Raw genomic sequence first — 21,035 nt, 5'->3', positions numbered from 1 at the left:
TTTTTCAGTAATCCACGGGGTCACGCCAGATCGGGCAGGTCATGCAATGCCCGCCGCCTCGCCCACGCCCCAGTTCCGAGCCCGAGATCGTGATCACCTCGACCCCCGCCTTGCGCAGCAGCGTGTTGGTATAGGTGTTGCGGTCATAGGCGACGACCACGCCGGGCTCTAACGCCACCACGTTGTTGCCGTCGTCCCATTGCTCGCGTTCCTGATTAAATGCGTCTCCGCCGGTCTGCACGATGTTCAGAGATTTGATCCCCAGACATTCGGCGGCCACATCGAACAGATGTTTGTCATCGCGCCGGAAGTCGATCGTGTCCTCTTTGTTTCCGGGGCGCAGGCTGATGCACTGGATGTCGTTACAGACATCAACATAGGCAGTCGCGGTCTCACGGTCGCAATGGCTGAACACTGTATCCAGATGCATAGCCGCGCGGCTGCGGGGCATCTGACAGGCAACAACCCTCTCCGCCGCGCCTTTGGCAAACAGAGCGCGGGCGACCTGACCAACCGCCTGCGGACTGGTCCGTTCGCCCATGCCGATCAACACACTGCCATTGCCCCAGGGCATGACATCACCGCCTTCGACCGTGGCCGCGCCGTGATCCTTGTCTGGGTCACCCCACCAGATCTCGAAATCTGCGTCGCGGAACTCGGGGTGGAACTTGTAGATCGCAGTCACCAACAGGGTTTCGGGGCGCCGCGCCGGCCAGTACATCGGGTTGACCGTCACGCCGCCATAGATCCAGCAACTGTTGTCACGAGTGAACTGCGTATTTGGAATCGGTGGAATCACAAAGCCCAATGGCCCCAGATAGCTGCCGAACATACCTGAGGGTTTGAACGGCATATCTTCGACCGCGATGCCGCCGATCAGATATCTGGCCAGATCCTTGGCCGCCATCTCATCCAACCAGCCGCGCAGCTCATTCAGCATACCGACGCCCACCTGATTTTCGGTAATGCGGCGGTCCAGAACCCAATTACGGGCTCCCTTGTCCTTCAGCGTTTCTGCAAGCAGCGTCTGGAATTCTAAAACCTGAACCCCGCGATCCTCCATCTTCATGCGGAAATCGGCATGGTCAGAGCGGGCTTTGTGCACCCAAAGGACATCGTCATAAAGCAACTCTGCCGCATTGCCGGGGGTCAGGCGGGAATGGGCCAGACCCGGTTCGCAGACCATCACCTTTCGAAGTTTCCCAATCTCGGAATGTGCGCCAAATCCAGTCATGATATCTCCTTTGATGTAATCGCGCCGGACTGCCAACGCAGCCAGACATGGATGGGCAACCCAGCCAACAGCAACAGGACGCCCCAGAAAACGACGTCTTTTCCAGCGCCGAAAATCGCCCAGAATGAATAGACAAAACCGAGACCCGCCAGCACAAAGGCCTGCGGTGGCAGGCGGGTGCGTTCTTTGCGTTTTGCGCGGATCATAATTTCGGCACCTGCGCACAGCAGGTAGGGAACCAGCGTGGATAGGGTGGCCAACAGAATAATGAATTCAAACTGTTCAGCCAGGGATCGGGTGTAGTTCATAGCGATCAAAGCGCTGGCTAGCAGGCTTGAGGAGATCAGGCCAAATGCCGGCGTACCAGTCCGTGACACCCGGGCAAAACCGGCCGGGAACAACCCGTCGCGGGCAGCGCCCAGTGGCACTTGCCCGGTCAGCAGCACAAATCCGTTGAGCGTGCCGAAGGTCGAAACGCAGGCCCCGACCGCGATGAATACCGCACCGCCAAACCCCCACATCACATGCGCAACATCCGCCAGCGGTGCGTTGCTTCCGGCCAGCGTGCCGGATGGCACCACCCCAAGCGCCACATAGGTCGTGGCAATATAGACCAATGCGGCAACACAGGTTCCGACAATCGTCGCAAGAGGGATCGTTTTGGTAGGGTTCCTGACATCGCCCGCCGGAACCGTTGCGGATTCGAGCCCCACAAAGGCCCAAAGCGTCAACGCCGCGCAGGCCGAGATCGCCGATATGTTCGACATTCCACTAAGGTTGGCCGGCCGGAAGTTGGCCGGTTGGACATGGGACAGTCCCAGCAGGATCAGCACCAGCAGCGGGGCCAGCTTCATCACCGTGGTCACCACTTGCACAATCCCGGCCTGCCGAACGCCGCGCAGATTGACCCAGGTGAGCAGCCAGATCGCACCAAGTGAGACCGCCAATCCCGCGAGCGCAGTTTCCCCAATGGCGGGCACCATAAAGCTGAGATAGCCAGCAAAGGCGACGGCAACGGCGGCATTCCCAGACCACAGCGCGATCCAATAGCCCCAAGCAATCAGGAAACCGGCAAAATCACCAAAGCCCTCGCGCGCATAAGCGTATGGCCCGCCGGTATTGGAAGACAATCGCGCCAGCCGACCAAATATCAGGGCCAGCACAATCGCGCCACCTGCGGTCAGAACCCATCCCGCCATCGAGATTGGCCCGAACACGGCCAGAGAAGACGGCAGCAGGAAAATACCGGACCCGATCATATTGCCCACCACCAGCGCGGTGCACATCCAGAACCCAAGGGTTCCTTTGGGTTTAGATCGGGTGTCGGTGGGCATAATGCGACCTCATGCCAACGCGGAAAGGCTGAGCCCGGCCATGATGATGACGATCAGGATCAGTAAAAGCGGCCACATGAAACTGAGCCAGCGTTCATAGGGCACACGCCCTAGGGCAAGCCCGCCCATGACCACCGCAAAGGTGGGGTTAATCAAGTTCACCAAACCGCTGGCTGACTGATAGGCCGTCACGACCAAAGACCGTTCTACGCCGGAAAAGTCTGCTAGCGGCGCCATGATCGGCATCGTCAGAACCGCCAGGCCCGAAGATGACGGGACGAGGAAGGACAACAGCCCCTGCAAGGCGAACATCGCATTGATAAAGGCCACTTTGCCCAAACCATCCACGGCACTTTCTGCCCAATACAAAATGGTATCGGTGATGTTTCCTGCGTCCATGACCACTACGATCCCGCGCGCGATCCCGATCACCAGCGCAACCCCCAGCAAATCCCGGGCACCGTCAACGAAGGTCGAGGTGAATTCCTCTTCCCCGATCCGTGCGATCAATCCCACGACTATCGAGGACACTATGAACAGGCCGGACATCTCGGCCATCCACCAGCCTCCTGCCGCGACACCCCAGATCATCACGCCAAAGCTGGCCGCAAAGATCAAAAGGATCAGCCCATGCATACTCGTAAAGGTCGGAGCTTCTCCGCCCGTGCGGCCACCTTTGAGGAAATGCGCCTCATTGCTTTCGCGCTTGTCGGCAACGATGGACAGATCCGGATCGGCTTTGACCTTGGCTGCATATCGCATGACAAAGACCACACAGGCCAACCAGCATGCCAGCAACAGCGCAAAGCGCAGCATTATGCCATTGGTGAAGGGCACCCCCGCCGCATCCGAGGCGATGACTGTGGCAAACGGGTTAATCGTCGACCCCAGCGTGCCAACCCCCGCCCCCAGCATGATGATGGCCACACCCACTACCGCGTCATAGCGCGCGGCAATCATCACTGGGATGATCAGCGCGTAAAAAGCCAGTGACTCTTCGGCCATGCCATAGATTGTGCCCCCCGCAGCAAAGAAGGCCATCAAGATGGGGATCATCCATTTCTCGCGCCCCTTCAGACGCACCATTGCGCGCGCAATCCCGGCGTCAATCGCCCCGGTTCGCGTTACAACTCCCAAAAAACCGCCAATCACCAGCACAAAAAGTGCAACATCAATCGCCCGCGCTTCATAACTGACAGGGTCATAGAACCCCCCGATAGGGGCCAGTACGACGTCATAGAACCCCTGCGGATTGGGCTCGACAACCTGATAGCTGCCCGGTACCGGAACATCGCGTCCCAGGGCTTCGTTAGCGACGCGGTCATATTGGCCAGCGGGAACAAACCAGGTTGCAATGGCGACCAGTGCTATCAACGCAAACAGAATTGTATATGCAGTTGGAAACTTGAGCTTCATGTCATCAAACTCCTAAAAGAGCTGAGATTGGGTTTCGAAACTTCCGGTCTCTTCATACAGTCTCAATATGAGATTTCTAAGGATGAATGACCCCGAGGCGACCTGAACGGTTCTACATGAACGCCATTCGCTGGCGCAGCGCATTGACCTGCATCAATAGAATTCAGGCTGACGCCGGATTCAGGTTCGTCAGTTTTTGCTTTCCTACAGATCGTAAGTTGCTCATCTGAGTGCAGCGGTTAGCACCTTGCGATCCATCGCCCCAGTCTGGCAGAAACCCGCTTGAGACTGTGGTGATCATGTTGACATATCAGCCCATTTCCCTGAACCGGTAAGTCGCACATTTGCATTAGGCTTACCAAAGGCTAATGTGCAAGAAATTAAGGCGCAAATGCCCGTATCGAACAGTAACCCAAGGCTAACAACGTGAGCTCTGAAATTCCCAGGTCCCTGCCTGCCAGACATGAGTTGCGCAAGGTGCGCAACAAGGGGCTGTCATTTCTGGCACTAGCCTTCCTGTTCAGCATCTTTGTCAACCTGCTGATGCTGACGGGGCCTTTATTCATGCTGCAGGTTTATGACCGGGTCCTTGCCTCTCGGGCGGTTGAAACCCTCACGGCGCTGTTTCTGATTGTCGCTCTATTATATAGCCTTATGGCCATGCTGGATTTTGCGCGAGGACGTATCGTTGCGCGGTTCGGAGCGAGGTTCCAGTCGCAACTGGACGAGCGGGTGTTCGAGGCAACGCTGCGAAAATCTCTTGTTCCGCAGGCCCGTGCAGCCCCAGCCACTGCCTTGCGCGACCTTGAGGCAATCCAGAACCTGTGTTCCTCACCTGTTTTGCTGGCCGTAATGGATATCCCCTGGACACCGGTTTTTCTGGCAGCAATCTTCCTATTCCACCCGATGCTTGGATGGCTTGCGGTTGCGGGTGGCGCGATCCTGATTGTCATCGCTCTGCTTAATCAGGCGCTCACTCATAGAAAGGTTGCCGCTGCACAGCAGGCCTCGGCGCGGGCAGGCTCATTCTCGGAACATGCCAGACAAGCCGCAGAAGTTGTCCGCTCGCAAGGAATGCAGCACGACATCTCGCAACGCTGGCTGACCCAGAGGACCGATGCGCTGAGACAGACCATCTCGGCCAGCGATTGGACCGGAAGCTTTACCTCATTAACCAAGTCGATGCGGCTGTTCTTGCAATCTGCCATGCTGGCATTGGGAGCTTTGCTGGTTTTAAGAAACGAACTGTCCCCTGGGGCAATGATTGCAGGGTCCATCCTGCTTGGGCGCGCATTGGCCCCGGTCGAGCAGGCGGTGGGCCAATGGGCATTGGTGGAGCGTGCGCGATCTGCGTGGATTTCACTGAACCGATTCCTGGACACCACCCCGCCCGAGCCGGACCGGACCAAATTGCCTGTACCAGATGCGCGCCTGATCGCCAAAGGACTGACCGTTGTACCACCCGGCGCCGATTTACCGACACTCAGGAACGTTTCACTGAAACTAGAACCGGGCAAAGCTTTGGGCGTGATCGGCAAAAGCGGGTCAGGAAAATCCACACTTGCCAAGGCCCTGTTAGGATTGTGGAAACCGGCCGTTGGCGAAATCAGGCTTGGAGGCGCTACACTGGATCAATACGGGACTGATGATTTGGGCCAACACATCGGCTATCTGCCGCAGGAAGTCACTTTGTTCAACGGAACAGTGACCGAAAACATCGCCCGGATGTCCCAAAACCCGGATTCGGAAGCGGTCATCGCTGCAGCCAAGAAAGCCAAGGCTCATGACCTGATCCTGACATTGGAAAAGGGGTACGACACTTTTCTGGAAGGCAATGACAGTCAACTGTCGGGTGGCCAAAAGCAACGTATTGCTCTGGCGCGCGCTTTGTATGGAGATCCTGTCCTACTGATCCTGGACGAGCCGAACTCGGCTCTGGATGCTGATGGCACTGAGGCATTGAACACCGCGATCCGAGAACTGAAGGCCGCGGGTAAATCAGCCATCATCATGACGCACCGGCCACAGGCCATTTCCGAATGCGACGATCTTGCAGTTGTTGAAAATGGGCAGGTTGTGAAATCCGGCAGCCGCGACGAGGTGCTAAGCGCCATGGTTCAGAACGCAAATGCGATCAAAAAGGGTCTGGCACGGGTGGGTGAGTAATGCAAAAGCCCAATCATAATAACACGCGCCCTGTTTGGCGCATTACATTTCCTGCTCTGGTCGGGTTTCTCGCACTGGCTATTTTAATCGGCGGGTTGGGCTTTTGGGCGGTGCAGACCAGGCTGGCAGGCGCCATTGTATCGCAGGGCGTCATCGAAGTTCAAAGCAACCGCCAGGTAGTCGAGCATCCAGACGGTGGCGTGGTCGGCGAGATTTTTGTGCGCGACGGTGATTCCGTCACCGGCGGCGACATTCTGTTACGTCTGGATGACACGTTTCTGACCTCGGAAAAGACCATCGTTGAGGCGCAGCTGTTTGAATTACTCGTCCGAAAGGCGCGGCTTCAGGCCGAACGCGATGGCACTGATCTGACTGTTTTGACATCCGCGCTGAACGACGTACAGAAACAAGAAGACATTGACCCTGAGCTGATCGCCGGCCAGCAACGCCTGTTCGAGGCGCGTCTGAATACCCTAAATCAGCAGACTCAGCAGTTGAGCAAACAACGGATTCAGATAGAAAGCGAGATCGAGGGCACCTTGGCGCAACTGGTCTCGCTGCGCCGTCAGGTCGATCTGATACAGGAGGAGCTGCAGGACCAGCAAAGCCTGCTTCAACGCGGTCTGACACAAGCCAGTCGGGTTTCCGCCTTGCAACGCGAAGAAGCCAGCCTGACAGGTGAAATAGGCAGGCTCGAAGCGGCTGCCGCGCGGCTCAAAGGCCAAATCGCGGCAACCGAGATCAAGATTGTAGAACTGCAGGCGACACGCCGCGAAGAAGCAATCACCGCCTTACGCGATGCGCAATCGAAAATCGCCGAACTGTCTGAACGCAGGCTCTCGCTGGCTGTTCGTCTATCGCGGCTGGATATTAGGGCGCCGGTTTCCGGTACTGTCTATGGAAGCCAGGTGTTTGCACTGCATTCGGTTGTACAGCCGGCAGAACCGATGATGTATGTCGTACCACAGGAAATTCCTCTGCTGATCGCCGCTCGCGTAGATGCGATTCATGTGGACCAAGTATATATTGGGCAGCCCGCCCTCCTGCGATTTCCCGCCTTCAACCAACGCGAAACCCCCGAAATCGAAGGGCATGTTGTCACGATTTCTGCCGATACGTTCACTGATGAGAACACCGGACACACATTTTATCGCGCTGAAATGTTACCTGATGCCAACCAGATCGAGCGCCTGAACGGGCAACGCCTTGTACCCGGCATGCCAGTCGAAGCGATGATCAAGACGGACGAGCGATCCCCGTTTTCATATCTGATAAAACCGATGGCCGATTACTTTAACAGGGCCTTCCGGGAATAGATTCCGTCGTCTTTAAACCGCTTCGAGATTGCCCAACAGGATCGAAGTCATGTCAGTCGTGATCACTCCGTCTACCGCGACGACATCGACACCGGTTTCGTAGGTCACGTTTGAACTTGTGATCCCCGACAAATCAGCGTCTGCGTCCAGAAACACCCACTCTGCCTCATGCGCTGTGGGCAATCCGACGGCGATCTGCAAGATAGCCAGCGCATCCAGAGCGTTGATGAGGCCATCTTGATTGATATCGGCTGCAATTAGGTCTTCCGGTGCTGCCTGCCCCCATGTCGGGTCCAGTCCCACTGAAAGCCGCAAGACCTGCAATGCGTCCAAGGCCGTGATCTCGCCGGTCCCAGCCGAATAGGACTTTATGATATCCAGTTCACCGATAAATGTGCCCGAAGGCAGATCCAGATCGAACCTCCCTTCATCGTCGGCTTGGACATTAACCGTGCCGCCTCCGTCCGGGGTGAAACGTATTTCAGCGTTTGACAGACCGGGATTTGCAGCTTGTGAATCAATGGTAATATTCCCTTGAATGCCTGCCGAACTGTCCGGGTCGAGCCCGCCCAAACCGTTCAAATCCAACGGAATATGGTCTGGCCCGCCAAATCCGGCGCCAAAGACATCTGAACTGGTCAGCGGAGCACCTGACGCCGAAAACACCTGAACCACATTATCCAGATACTCGATCTGCGCACCTTGCGCGGTGGACGTAAAAGTGAGCTGTCCAGGTGAGCGCAGAAATGGATAGTCAAACAGATCCAGCCTGTCCGATCCGACTTCAAAATCGGTAATCGTTGTCATCGCTGTTCCGGTCTGCATCACAAAGATATCAGACCCGGAACCGCCGGTCATCATAGTGGCCCCAATCCCCGCAATCAGGATGTCATCGCCGCCGCCGCCAAGTAGAGTGGCATCAAGGATGCTGCCACTGAGCATATCGTTCTGCGCGGTGCCAGTGACTGTCCCATAACCGTCCGCGGCGATACCCAGGTCAGCGACCGAAAAAGTAAGCTGCGTTAACCCGGCCTCTTCTTGTGAGGCGGCAAAGATCTGAATTTCGTCCCCGACATGGGCCACGCTGAGCGATTCGACATTTTGCAGCCCGGTGCTCAACGTATCGGCAAAACTGTCCAGATAGACCAGTTGACCATCCAGTGTCAGGGTAAACAGTGTCACCCCATCATCGCCTCCCCCGGCCACGACAAACACCTGACCATTCACTTCGACCACGGCCAGGTCCTGAGCCGATTCAAAGCGGGTATTCAGTGTATCCAGCACGTGATCGGTGGGTATCAACCGGCCATCACCAGACAGCTCCATGACGCTGATCGTGTTGCTTTCGCTGCCAGCAACGATGACCCAGGAATGGCCATGCGCCTGCACAATTTCGACGGCCGTTGGGGCGCCAATGCCCAAGGTCGAGACCCCATCGCCGGAATCTGCGAGGCTCAAGGTTCCCGCGCTGCTGTCCACCAAATAGGTCGTTATTGAATTGCTGGTAGCGTCGGTTGCGGCGACAAAATGATCCGACCCGGACTGAGCGGTCTGGATCGAGTCGGCCTGACCTGCAACGGCCCCTGCAAAGGTCAAAGAGCCGTCTGAGCCGACCGTATAGGTCGAAATCAACCCGCTGCCCTCTTGCGCCACGGCCAGAATGTCGACCGATCCAAAGGAAACCTGCACTAAGGCCGAATAGCCACCCCCACCGTTCAGGGTCCCGGTTTCCTGTAATTCTCCGATAGATCCGTCTGGAAGGATTTCGTAGCTGACAAGGCCGGTTGCAGACCTGACATCCAGAACGATCTGATCGCCCCCCAACAGAGAAACCATTTCCCCGGAACGTCCAACGGTGCCCGAGATTGTACCGCTGAAATATTCTATATCTTGCTGCTGGGGAACCGCGCCTTCGACGAGGTGCCATACAACAATGCCCCCTCCCTGTCCGGTCAGGCTGTACAGATACGTTTCCCCGTTAAACGTTTCTAAAGCCGTATCGCCGATACCTGAATCGAGCGCTGCGCTCCCTGTTGCAACTACTCCGCCGAACTGAAGCATCATACCAAATCACCCCACGCCAAAATCTGGCTCTTGAACAGGATGATCTGATGCCCGGTCCAATACCAAAGCGGGATTGTGGTGAAAACGAGGAGTTCGGTTTCAGTTTAACACAATTTTTTCTGGTCCAACCGCATGAACATCCGATGGGCAACACACATGAACAAAACGTCGCTGCCCATGATTTCAGCGCGGAAACAGCATGTGAGGGCAAGATGACCAAAACACCTGATATGACACGCAATCCTGCAAGTACCCGGCCCGATGCGGGTCAGCGGCAACAGATACGCAAGTGGATCGACAACAAAATGCGCCGCTGGGTCGGGCGCGGTATCGCAGGCAGCCTAAGTTCGGCCTTGCTTGCCCTTCCTGCGTTGGCACAGGCCACGACCGAAGAACTGGACACCTTCCAATTCGCTGATGCGATTCCCGGCGTTAACAGCGCAAAGCTACTGGCAAATGGCGATGTTCTCCTCAAATTGGAAGACGGGCGCACGATTTTGGTCTCGGCAGAGAATGTTCATATCCTGGATGGCGGCTCCATCATGATCGCCGAAGATGCGGCGGCGGAAGTCGCGCAATTCGCACTAGCCGCCGAAGCCGGGGGAGCCGCAGCAGCCGCTGGCGGCGTTAGCGGCGCCGGTGCTGTTTTGGGGGGCCTTGGTCTGGCGGGTGCAGCCGCAGCAGGAGGAGGTGGTGGCGGTGGAGATGACGAAGCTCCGGCGCCCGCTCCAAATTTCCAGAGCCTGAACCTTGCTGGTCTGCAAGCGAACGCATTGAACAGCGCCAGCGCAAACCTGATGGCGCCGACCGGAACCACAACGGTCGAGGTGACAATCGGGTCACTGACCAAGACGGCAACGCCCAATCCAGATGGCAGTTGGAGTATTTCCCTTACGGCGGTTGAGGCGGCTAGCCTTCCTCAAGGTGTGACAACAGTCACCGTTCGCAACCTGGATGGAGCGGGTGAGGAAGTATCGGTCGAAACGGTAAGATTCGATGTGGACACTCTTCCACCGACGGTAAGCATTACGGGCTTTTCGGACGGGGCCATTCTGAATGCCGCCGAGCAAGCGACTGATCTTACAATCTCGGGCACTTCTGACGCCGAGAGAGGTCAAACAGTAACGGTATCTGTAAACGGGCAGACTTATACTGGGACAGTGAATGGCGGCGGCCACTGGAGTGTTACCGTGCCGGCCACAGACCTGGCCGCCCTGCCTGACGGGGTGACCGTTTCAGTGACTGCCGATGTCGACGACCGCGCAGGAAATCCGGCGATACAGACAAGCGCAAGCTTTGACACAGACTTTAGCGCTCCAACGATCACGCTTGATCCGGTCTCTGGCGGTTCGATTGGCCTGGGGGACATCGGCTCTGACCTGATTGTCACCGGGTCGACATCCGCCGCAGACGGGCAGACAGTCACCGTGACCTTCGATGGCCAAACATATACCGGCACCGTGTCAGGCGGTACTTGGAGTGTCACCATACCCAGCAGCGACCTCGGCTCGCTTTCCACCGGAAATCCGGCCACGGTAAGTGTTGCCGTAGATGATGTGGCAGGAAACTCATCGGTACCGGTCACCGCCTCGGTTCCGGTCGATCTGACGGGACCCTCGGTGAATATCGCGCCATTGTCAGTCGGTGCGGTCATCAACGCTGCCGAAACCGCCTCCGACCTGACCATCAGTGGCACAACAGGAAATGTTCAGGACGGCCAGGTGGTGACAGTCACCCTGGATGGGCAATCCTATACCGGCACAGTCAGCGGCGGTAGTTGGAGCGTCACAGTCCCTGCAAGCGATCTGGCGTCGCTGGCAGATGGTGGCGATTTTACGATCACGGCGGATGTGCTTGGCACAAACGGCCTGTTAGCACCGCAGGCAAGTGTGCCCCTGTCCAAGGACGCCACAGCGCCAACTGTCAGCATCGACACCTTCTCTGATGGCGCTGTCATGAATGCAGCCGAACAGGGTACAGATCTGACAATCTCTGGCACGACGAATGCTGAGGATGGTCAAACCGTAACCGTTTCCATGAATGGACAGGATTACACCGCAACCGCCTCTGGCGGAACCTGGTCGGCGACCGTCCCGGCCGCAGATCTCGCTGGCCTGTCCGATGCTGCAACCGTGAATGTTACGGCAGATGTCTCGGACGCGGCTGGAAACCCGGCGCTGCAGGCCAGCGGTAGTTTCACAACCGATTTCACAGCCCCGGCGGTGTCTATCACCGGATTGTCGGATGGTGCTGTCATGAACGCAGCAGAACAGGGAACCGACCTTACGGTGTCCGGAACTTCTGCCGCGGCAGACGGCACGGTTGTGACTGTAGAAATCGTTCGGCAGGATGGCACAGTTGACGTCACCGGCACGGCGACCGTAACAGGCGGGTCCTGGACCTATACCGCCTCCGCCGGGGATTTGGCCGGACTTCAGGACAGCGAAACCTATGATGTGGAGGCATCTGTTTCGGATGCGGCTGGGAACGCCACAACGACATCAACCAGTTTTGACACCGACTTTACCGCACCATCGGTCACCATCGACCCTCTTTCGGTCGGGTCAGAGCTGGATGTATCCGAAAAAGATAGTGACCTGACAATCACCGGGACAACGGATGCCGCCGATGGGGAAACGGTGACGGTCACACTGAACGGGCAATCCTATACAGGCACCGCCTCAAGTGGCACCTGGTCAGCAACCGTTCCTTCCGGTGACTTGGGAGCATTGGCAGACAGCACTACCTTCCAGGTTTCAGCGACGGTTACGGATTCCGCCGGCAACATCTCTACCGCCGCCGCCACCCCGTTAACCACGGATTTCCGGCCTGTCCTGACAATCAATGACACCGGAACAAACGGTGCCGTTTCATTGAATGACGCCCAAAATTCAGGAGTCGTTGTCTCTGGCACGTCAATAGGCCTTGCCGCAGGCGAGGCTGTAGATGTGACGTTGAATTCCATGTCAGTCGGAACCGCTACGGTCAGTGCCGACGGAACCTGGACACTGTTGGTAAGTGTTGCGACCTTTGCATCAGTCGAGGCGGGGGATGATCTGGACTTTGGCGCAGAGGTATCTGTGGCAGGTGGCCCTGATCCTTTGCCAGTTACGGATGAAAACACGGCCCATGAACCTGCAGCCTATGTGATCACTGAAGCCGGACAAAGTGGATCAACAGTCACATTTGAAATCTACGCAGACCCTGATACGGATCTGTCCAGCGGTCTGGCGATCACAGCCGAACTGGGTTTCGATCCCTCAGTGGTGACGTTTGACACCGGATCAGATGTCGAGAATGGGGCATTCGATTTGTTCCTGACGAACCCGGTGAGTGGATCAGCCGTCAGTTTTGCTGGCGCGGCGACCACCTATTCCGACCTGTCCCAACCCATCGTCACATTCACGATGACAGTTCTAGATGCCTCTGAACCGATTGTTCTGACGTTGACGACTCCGGATGGTGGTCCATCGGTGCTGCAGATCGGGACGTCAGGCGACGACACATTGATTGCAACCAACATCGACAACGTCATTCGTGGCCAGGACGGCGATGACACAGTGGATGTCTCAGGTGCTGGTCGGGACATTGTCGTGTTCGAGCCGGACCCAACAGCAAATGGCGTTGATACGATCACTGGCTTCACGACTGGACCCGCGACTGACACCGCTGATGCGATCATGTTCAGTGGATTGGATGTCGACAGCCTGCGCGGAGACGGAACCGGTGTGGAAACGCTTTCAGTAGGGGATGCACTGGGTACGGACACCGGAGTGGTTGGTTTGACGACAGAGCTGAGCGATCTGACGGCTCAAACCATCGAGACCGCTGTTGAAAGCCTTACCGGCGCCGAAGCAGGTGACGAGATCTATGTCCTGGCTACGGATGGAACTGACAGTGTGCTAGTCAAGGTCGACTATTCCGCATCCGATGCGGCGACAGTCGAAACGGTGGCCCATTTCACCGGGTTGGATGACCTCAGCGGGCTTACTGCTGACAATATTCTGCATACCGATCCAACCGGGGCCAGTGCCTGACGCTCGACTACACTGCCACCCTGCACGGGTGGCAGTATTCTCGATATTCAAGAGGTTGCCATGGCACAGAATGGCCTAGTTCCAATCAATTTCAACCGTCACAGTCATCAGTATTGGAAGCGTTTCACATCTTATGACTTTGCAGCTGAACGCACCGAGAGCGTGATCGTGGAAGAAGAGGTGCTCCAGATTGCAGCCACTTTTCCGATTGTGTTTCGCAGGACCGGCCCAGAAATTGAACCGATTGCTGTATATTCACTTCTTGCTGGTGAACCCTCGCCATTTGTTTCAACAGAAGGGCGTTGGCTGGCCAGCTATATTCCGTCCGAACTGCGCAGCCACCCCTTTTCGTGCCGCCGAATGGATAACGGCAGCACCTTTCAGCTGGTGGTAGATGAAGGTTCAGGCCTGTTGACCGAAGAGTGCTCTGACAATCCCTTTTTTTCAACTCCGGATACGCTCGGCACTGAATTGAAAGAAGTTCAAAACTTCTTGAAAGCGCGCGCAACCTCTCAGATTAGAACAACCGAAATTTGCAAAATGATAGACGCCTTTGGGCTGTTTGAGCCCCTGAGCGGTAATTTGGAATTCGGCTCTGCACATAACTGGTTGCAAATCAACTCTGCACGCCTGGAACAGCTATCGGCAAAACGCAAATTGGAACTGGTCGAAACAAAAGGCTTACGCCTGATCTATGGCCATCAGGCTTCATTATCCAATCTCAGATGGCTTTTTCAGGCGCAAAAGCAGATTTCCCAGGCCGGTGCATCTGTAAAATACACCGAAAATTCAGAACTTACCGGTTTCATGAATGCATTCGCCCAAGCCCAAACCGATGACGTAATCTGGTCCTAATGAAGTGTGAATGACAAATGCCCACATGCGGTCGCTTTTTGAGTTTTCTGATTTCTGCTCTCTCTTTCAGCATAGTATCGGCCTGTACCCAACCACCTGACATTGCCGGTGTCGAGGCTTCTTTTTCAACCGGGGCCGTGGGTTTCCGCACACATGAACCATCTCAGAAACTGACCACCAGTTCCTTTGGCAAGCGCGTACGGCACGCTGTCGAGACCAGCCCCAACCTCGCGCGATCTATGTCCGCGCTGGATGTGGCGGTAGCCAATCACGACGCGGCAAAAGGGGCCTTTCTTCCGCAGGTTTCACTTGGAATCAACGCCAGATCCGAGCGGGTAGACTCGGACACAGCCGACGTGACCCCTTATCTGCGGATCTCACAGCTCGTTTATGACGGGGGGGCCGCATCCGGTGATTTGACTGCTGCAAAAGCACGGGTTTTTGAAAGTCGCGGCGGCCAGTTATCAACAGCCTCGGCAACCGCTCTGGCTGCGATTGAGGTCTATATAGTGGTCTTGGATTTACGGAAAATCCTGGATATTTCGGTGAAAAATGTGGAAGTCCACCAACAGCTCGTTCAACAAATTTCCGAGAGGGCTGCATTAGGCGCTGGTTCGAACGCCGATGTATTGACAGCGCGGTCGCGGATGGCCGATGCACGGACGCGACTGGCGGATGCAAAAGCCAGAGTGGACCTCGCCGATGCCCGTTTTCGTGAAGTTTTTGGCAGCCCGTCAGGTGATCTGCAACCCCCAATCAAAGCGCCGACGATCTCACAATCGGATCATAGTATCGTAACGGGAAGCCTGCAGATTCGACGTTCGGAAGCGGCCCTGCTTGCCGCCAAGGCAGAACGTGCTGCCGCTTTGGCACGCCGTCAACCCGGCGTGAATGTTTCGGCATTTGCGGATCGCGATGATAGCAATGACGCAAATTTCGGGGTCGACCTGTCCTTCAATTATGAGCTGGACTCTACTGGACAGCGCCGTGCCGCCATCACCGCGGCTGAAGCCAAAGTTCGCGAAGCGGAATTCGTTCATCAATCCCTAACGCGAGAAATACAAAGAGAGCTGGACACAATTCGCGCTGACCAAATTGCTGGAGCACAACGGCTTAGAGAGGCGCGAATAGCTGCGCAGGCGAATGCTGACAGTGTTGCAGCGGCGCGAGCGCAATTCACAATCGGACGACGCAGTCTGATCGAAATCCTTGACGCACAGCGCGACTATGTGAATGCACAGGAAAGACTTATCCTAGCCGAACAGAACTATTTCCTGACAGACTACGCAATCCTTAGTTTGACTGGTGACATTCTGGATCTCCTTGGCATTTCAATCAGTTCCGTTGAGGGTTCTCAATGAAACAATTGACACCTGCCTTCGCAACGCCCGAATTATCGTGCTTTGAAAAATGCCTGATGCACGCTGCGGCCCATCTTGACTGTCCAATCACTTTTGCCGGGATTCTCGCGGCCCAAACAGGCTCGAACGGAGAGCTTACAATCCGCGATTCATTGGAACTGGCACGGCGTGTTGGGATCCAGGCGGGATACGGAAGAAGGGCTTTGTCAGCTTTTGACAACACTTTGGTTCCTGCGTTGTTGATTCTTGAAGGGGGAAGATACGTTGTGTTTCATGGCCGAACCTCAATTGGTCGGGTTTTGATCTATGATCCAGAGGTTGGTTCGGAAATAGGTGAAATTCAGCAAACCGATCTATCAGATGTCTATACAGGGTTTGCGATCCTGCTGCGGCGCAATCACCGTGAGGATTTAGCTACGGGGTCCAGTTCTGCTTCGGGCCACTGGTTTTGGTCCGCTATGACGGCAAATCGTTGGTCTTACACTCAGGTTGCGCTTGCGGCGGCGTTGGCAAATCTACTTGGTCTATCTACCTCGGTCTTTATCATGGTCGTCTATGACCGTGTTTTGCCAAACGAAGCCACAGAATCTCTGATTGCTTTGACAGCAGGTGTTGGGATCGCGCTGCTTTTTGATTTCGTGCTCAAACTCCTGCGGGCAGGATTCATAGATCGGGCTGGCCAGAAAGCAGATATTTCGATGGGCCGTAGAGTCTTTGACCAGGTCCTCAACATTCGCATGAAGGCGCGCACAGGTTCGACAGGGGCCATGGCCAGCACCATTCGTGAATTTGAGACACTCCGTGAGTTTTTCACATCCGCCACCTTGGTGGCAGTCGTGGATCTACCCTTCATAGCATTGTTTATCTTTGTCATTTACTTGGTCGGTGGCCCGCTTGCACTTGTTCCAGCTCTGGCTGTGCCTGTCGTTTTGCTAGCAGGCATCATCGTGCAACCTATACTTTCTCGTCTTGCCGAGAAAAGCTTCATCGATGGTCAATCCAAGCAATCGGTTCTGGTCGAAACTGTATCCGGGTTGGAGACCATAAAAACGACAGCGGCGGCCCGGCCAATGAGGTCGCGGTGGGAGGCTGCCATACAGCTTCAGTCATCACATGGCGCGCGCAGCAGGGCAGTGACTCAATTTGCCTTGAATCTGACCGGATTTACCCAACAGGCCGCCCAGGTCCTTATCGTTTTCTACGGTGTTTTTCTTGTGATGGATGGTCAGGCAAGCATGGGCGCGCTTGTTGCTTCGGTCATGTTGACCGGGCGGGCTCTTGCGCCACTTGGGCAACTGGCACAGACCCTGACACGGGTTAATCAGGCCCGAAATGCCTATCAAAACCTTAATGCCTTAATGCAGGCCGACAGTGAACGCCCCGAAGGGCGGAGCTGGATCAGTCGCGATCGCTTTGAAGGGAGATTAACCTTCGAAAATATCCAGTTTGCTTATCCCGAAAAACACGACAACGTCTTGTCCGGTGTTTCATTCACCATCTCGCCCGGAGAGAAGGTTGCAATCCTTGGTCCGATCGGCTCGGGGAAAAGCACGGTCGCGCGGCTAATGCTTGGCTTGTACGATCCAGACGCCGGGTCTGTTCAATTGGATGGGGTCGATATCAGACAAATTGATCCAGGTGATTTGCGGCGCAATATCGGCTCTGTTCTGCAAGATATTTGGCTGTTTTCCGGGTCAATCCGCGACAATATCAAAAGCGGCGCAATCAGGCCAAGGGATGAGGACCTGATTTGGGCGGGGCAAGTCGCTGGGGTCGAGGATTTTGTCTCTCGCCATCCCGGAGGCTATGACCAAAATCTGGCAGAGCGCGGTGAGGGATTGTCAGGGGGACAACGGCAGGCCATCGCCTTGGCCAGAGCCTTGATTGGTAAACCTCCGGTTCTTCTTCTGGACGAGCCAACAAGTGCCATGGACGTCAAAACCGAAGCTGAGGTCATACAGCGGCTCAAAAAGGCGACCCCCGACACAACTATGCTGATCGTAACCCATCGAACCAGCCTATTGGAACTTGTCGATAGGGTTATCGTCATAGAGGGCGGCAAAGTACGGGTAGATGGACCAAAAAGCATACTGTCACAGCATTCCGGAAAGCAACGGAGGCATCTGAATGTCGCAGCATCATGACCTAGCCTCGCTTGCCCGGGAAATGCGAGGCGGGTCACCGGTCAGGAGTTCATTGCTTCTCTTGGTAATCCTGACTTTCTTGGCGGCTGCAGCGTTTTGGGCCCATTTCACTGAACTTGATGATGTCACCCGTGTAGAAGGCCGCATCGTGCCGTCGGCGGATGTTCAGATGATTGAAGCTACGGAGTCCGGCATTCTGCAGTCATTGAATGTCCGAGAAGGCGAGGTTGTTGAAAAGGGGAAGTTGCTGATGGAGTTCGATACCACCCAAATCGACAGCAAGCTCAGCCAAGAGGAACAGCGTGCATATGGCTTGAGAGCCCGATCTCAGCGCCTGCAAGCTGAGATAGACGGGACCGAGCTGACATTTGATACGATCCTGGTCCAAGGTGCGCCGACTGTTGTTCAGTCTGAGACAGCTCTGTTTCAAGGCCGGCGATCAGAGTTGCAGGCAGAAATCTCAATTCTGATGAGCCAACGGGAACAACGGTTAAGAGAATACGAAGAAGGGCTTGTCGATACGGTGACCGCGTCCGAGACTTTGAAAGTTCTGGCCGAGGAACGGGCAATCATTACCCCCCTAGTAGAACAGCAGATGGAACCCGCCACGACACTATTGTCATTGCGACGCAGCGAGGCTGAGTGGCAAGGCCGCCGGACCAGGGCTGAAGCCGCTACCAACCGTCTGAAGACAGGATTGGAGGAAATTGATGATCGGGTTCGGGCGACACAAAGCAGGTTTCGAAGTGCGGCTTTGACCGAACTTGCATTGGCAACTGCGGAACTGGCTACTCTGGAACCATCACTGCCAGCCTTACGAAACAGAGCGGAACAGGCACAAATCAGGTCGCCGGTACGCGGCATCGTAAATCGCATTCACCGCACGACCATAGGCGGTATGGCACGGAGCGGTGAGGAACTGATCGAAATTGTACCGCTGGATGAGTCTTTGTTGGTCGAAGCCTATGTCCGCCCCGAAGACATCGCATTTCTGCACCCTGAACAGTTGGTTCGGATCAAGATTACTGCCTATGATTTTGCTCGATACGGGGCCTTGGACGGGCAAATTATCCGTATCGGGGCTGATACCGTGACGCGATCTGAGCGGGACGATGAAGAAGTTTTTGTCGTGGAAATCCGGACCAACCACTCGATGTTGGATGGGAACGGAGTAGCGGTTGAAATTATTCCCGGCATGATTGCCGATGTGGATATTCTTGCGGGCAAGAAAACCGTTTTGGACTACCTGCTGCAGCCGATTGTCAAAGTCAAAGATCAGGCTCTTCGTGAGTAGTAATTGACCGGGCCAACGCCCATTACTTCTCGATGCCGTTCAGAATCTATGTGGGGCCCCGCCCATTCGGACTGAGCTTAGGATCCCGGAAGCTTGAATTGCTGGTCAAACAGTTGGCGGAACGTCCCGTTATGTTCGATTAGCGCATCAAGGTTGCCTTGTTCGATAACTTCACCGTCTTGAACAACCATAATGGTATCTGCCTGAAGCACAGTTGAAAGCCGGTGTGCGATTACAATGGTTGTTACATTCTCGGTCAACTTGTCCAGCGCAGCCTTAACAAGCGCCTCAGATTCCGCATCCAAAGCACTGGTGGCTTCATCCAAAAGCAAAATCTCGGCATTGCGTAGAATTGCCCGCGCGATCGCCAGACGCTGTTTTTGACCTCCAGAAAGAAACGCGCCGTTTTCGCCTACCTGCGTATCGTACCCATTTGGCAGTTGTGAGATGAACACATCAGCATGGGCAGCCTTTGCGGCCTCAATCACCTCTTCATCGGTGGCACCAGGTCGCGCAAAACGAAGGTTCTCCATCACGGTTGTCGAGAACAGGAACGTGTCTTGGCCCACATAGGAGATCTTCCGGCGCAAAGAGGCAAAACTTACATCGACAAGGTTTTGGCCATCGATTTCGACCTTGCCCTGATCGGGATCATAAAACCGCATGATCAACCCAAAAATCGTGGACTTGCCACCACCGGACTGACCCACCAGAGCTGTCGTCTTGCCTGCCTCGAAGGTCAGGTTCATATCTCGGATTACTTTTTGCTCACCCTGATAGCCGAACGTCACGTTGTTTAGACGGATTTCACCCGGGCCGGATTTCAGCTTTTCAGGGTTCACGCTTTCGACCATCGGGTCTTCCTGATCGAGCAGCTCGAACATCATCCCCACTGGTACCAGGGCCGTTTCAATCACGACCCGCATTTTTGACAGGCGTTTGGCGGGTTCATAAGCCATCAAAAGGGCTGTGATGAATGACATCAGCTGACCTGCCGAAGTCGGTTCGCCGCCGGTAATATCAAGGGTACTGATGATCAGAACACCCGCAATCGCGACACCGGCCAGAAGCTCCATCAACGGGCTGGCAATCGACTGCAATCTGGAAATTGAGTTCGCCCGTTTTTCAACCGACCTGATCGCCCCATTCATACGGTCAGTCATGTTGTCTTCCAAAGCAAAGACCTTGATGACCCGAATGCCCGCAGATGTTTCCTGCAGAACCTTGATGATTTCAGACAGCGCCTTCATTTCTGACTGCATGATCGACCGCACACCTTTGAGGATGTAACGCACACTCAAAAGCGCAACGGGACCCACAAAGAAGAACAGAATTGACAGTACAGGTTCCTGGTAAATCATCACGAAGATGAGGCCGACCAATGTCAGGGCATCGCGCACGAAGCTGGTCACCATGACGTCGATAAGCCGACGCGCGGCCTGAGCGCCATGAGTTACGCGCATAAGAAGGTTGGACGATTCTGTTTCAGCAAAGAAACCAACACCGCGTTTCAGCAGCTTATTGTAAAGCCTTTCCTGTTGCACCGCGATGATCCGGTTGCCCGCACGCGCCAGAAAGATCGACTGGATATAAGAGGCGACAGCCTTACTCAAAAACAAGCCGACGACCGCTGCGGCAATCAGGTAGACTTGCGACTTCATCTCTGGCGTGGTCATCGCATTTACGATGTTCTCCATCATCCAGGCGGTTCCGGCCGTTGTTGCGGCGACAACGATCATCGCCAGCATGGCAACACCGTACAACCAACCCTGCTTCCGGAGACTTTCACTCAAAAGTCGACCGAGATGGCTGGA

The 21,035-nt window shown here is 55.5% G+C and carries 12 protein-coding genes; 7 read left to right on the top strand and 5 right to left on the bottom strand.

Features of this window, described 5'->3' with window-relative positions; translation table 11 throughout:
• Window positions 1–4: 4 nt before the first annotated feature.
• The 3 genes from AC2FIZ_RS10125 to AC2FIZ_RS10115 are packed head-to-tail and all read right to left on the bottom strand — an operon-like array spanning window position 5 to window position 3,984.
• Window positions 5–1,234 (bottom strand): arginine deiminase, encoded by a 1,230-nt coding sequence (locus tag AC2FIZ_RS10125; protein WP_142636397.1) that lies wholly within the window; start codon window positions 1,232–1,234, stop codon window positions 5–7.
• The gene (locus AC2FIZ_RS10120; RefSeq protein ID WP_281972892.1) at window positions 1,231–2,568 is read right to left on the bottom strand and encodes an amino acid permease; all 1,338 of its coding nucleotides are present in this window, start codon (window positions 2,566–2,568) and stop codon (window positions 1,231–1,233) included. The genes AC2FIZ_RS10125 and AC2FIZ_RS10120 overlap by 4 nt, the downstream gene beginning before the upstream one ends.
• Before the next feature lie 9 nt (window positions 2,569–2,577).
• On the bottom strand, window positions 2,578–3,984 hold the full coding sequence (locus AC2FIZ_RS10115) for a YfcC family protein (protein ID WP_142636401.1): 1,407 nt from the start codon (window positions 3,982–3,984) through the stop codon (window positions 2,578–2,580).
• 426 nt (window positions 3,985–4,410) lie between these two features.
• Between AC2FIZ_RS10115 and AC2FIZ_RS10110 the strand changes: the two genes are divergently transcribed.
• Both AC2FIZ_RS10110 and AC2FIZ_RS10105 read left to right on the top strand, forming a co-directional pair.
• A complete protein-coding gene (locus AC2FIZ_RS10110; RefSeq protein ID WP_416383920.1) occupies window positions 4,411–6,150 on the top strand; it encodes a type I secretion system permease/ATPase in 1,740 nt (579 codons plus the stop codon).
• Window positions 6,150–7,466, top strand: coding sequence for an HlyD family type I secretion periplasmic adaptor subunit (locus tag AC2FIZ_RS10105; protein WP_496790987.1), 1,317 nt, complete (start codon window positions 6,150–6,152; stop codon window positions 7,464–7,466). Before AC2FIZ_RS10110 ends, AC2FIZ_RS10105 begins: the two co-directional genes overlap by 1 nt.
• A 12-nt stretch (window positions 7,467–7,478) precedes the next feature.
• Here the strand turns inward: AC2FIZ_RS10105 and AC2FIZ_RS10100 are convergent, their stop codons facing one another.
• Window positions 7,479–9,530, bottom strand: a complete 2,052-nt coding sequence (locus AC2FIZ_RS10100) for a dockerin type I domain-containing protein (protein ID WP_496790985.1) — start codon at window positions 9,528–9,530, stop codon at window positions 7,479–7,481.
• A gap of 212 nt (window positions 9,531–9,742) precedes the next feature.
• Between AC2FIZ_RS10100 and AC2FIZ_RS10095 the strand changes: the two genes are divergently transcribed.
• From AC2FIZ_RS10095 to AC2FIZ_RS10075, 5 genes are all read left to right on the top strand, one after another.
• Complete coding sequence (locus AC2FIZ_RS10095) at window positions 9,743–13,567, top strand: beta strand repeat-containing protein (RefSeq protein WP_496790983.1); 3,825 nt, start codon at window positions 9,743–9,745, stop codon at window positions 13,565–13,567.
• Between the two features lie 60 nt (window positions 13,568–13,627).
• Window positions 13,628–14,422, top strand: coding sequence for a SapC family protein (locus AC2FIZ_RS10090; RefSeq protein ID WP_142636409.1), 795 nt, complete (start codon window positions 13,628–13,630; stop codon window positions 14,420–14,422).
• Window positions 14,423–14,559: 137 nt separating this feature from the next.
• Entirely contained in the window at window positions 14,560–15,783 is a 1,224-nt protein-coding gene (locus AC2FIZ_RS10085) for a TolC family protein (RefSeq protein ID WP_496790982.1), read from the top strand.
• Entirely contained in the window at window positions 15,780–17,927 is a 2,148-nt protein-coding gene (locus AC2FIZ_RS10080) for a type I secretion system permease/ATPase (protein WP_281995120.1), read from the top strand. Before AC2FIZ_RS10085 ends, AC2FIZ_RS10080 begins: the two co-directional genes overlap by 4 nt.
• A 52-nt stretch (window positions 17,928–17,979) precedes the next feature.
• Entirely contained in the window at window positions 17,980–19,221 is a 1,242-nt protein-coding gene (locus AC2FIZ_RS10075) for an HlyD family type I secretion periplasmic adaptor subunit (RefSeq protein ID WP_496790980.1), read from the top strand.
• A 77-nt stretch (window positions 19,222–19,298) separates the two neighbouring features.
• On the opposite strand, the gene AC2FIZ_RS10070 is transcribed toward AC2FIZ_RS10075, so the two are convergent.
• Window positions 19,299–21,014 carry an ABC transporter ATP-binding protein gene (locus tag AC2FIZ_RS10070; RefSeq protein ID WP_496790979.1) on the bottom strand — a complete coding sequence of 572 codons (1,716 nt, stop codon included), beginning with the start codon at window positions 21,012–21,014 and terminating at the stop codon, window positions 19,299–19,301.
• Window positions 21,015–21,035: the final 21 nt, after the last annotated feature.

It is taken from the genome of Ruegeria sp. CDSB022 (assembly GCF_059611145.1).
The sequence above is the reverse complement of the archived record's forward strand: the minus strand, read 5'-3'. Positions and strand labels throughout refer to the sequence as shown.

Bases quoted from the DNA above. Each gene is read 5' to 3' on its own strand.
- AC2FIZ_RS10125 (WP_142636397.1), bottom strand. From the start codon at position 1,234: ATGACTGGATTTGGCGCACATTCCGAGATTGGGAAACTTCGAAAGGTG.
- AC2FIZ_RS10095 (WP_496790983.1), top strand. From the start codon at position 9,743: ATGACCAAAACACCTGATATGACACGCAATCCTGCAAGTACCCGGCCC.
- AC2FIZ_RS10105 (WP_496790987.1), top strand. From the start codon at position 6,150: ATGCAAAAGCCCAATCATAATAACACGCGCCCTGTTTGGCGCATTACA.
- AC2FIZ_RS10080 (WP_281995120.1), top strand. From the start codon at position 15,780: ATGAAACAATTGACACCTGCCTTCGCAACGCCCGAATTATCGTGCTTT.
- AC2FIZ_RS10120 (WP_281972892.1), bottom strand. From the start codon at position 2,568: ATGCCCACCGACACCCGATCTAAACCCAAAGGAACCCTTGGGTTCTGG.
- AC2FIZ_RS10115 (WP_142636401.1), bottom strand. From the start codon at position 3,984: ATGAAGCTCAAGTTTCCAACTGCATATACAATTCTGTTTGCGTTGATA.
- AC2FIZ_RS10100 (WP_496790985.1), bottom strand. From the start codon at position 9,530: ATGATGCTTCAGTTCGGCGGAGTAGTTGCAACAGGGAGCGCAGCGCTC.
- AC2FIZ_RS10090 (WP_142636409.1), top strand. From the start codon at position 13,628: ATGGCACAGAATGGCCTAGTTCCAATCAATTTCAACCGTCACAGTCAT.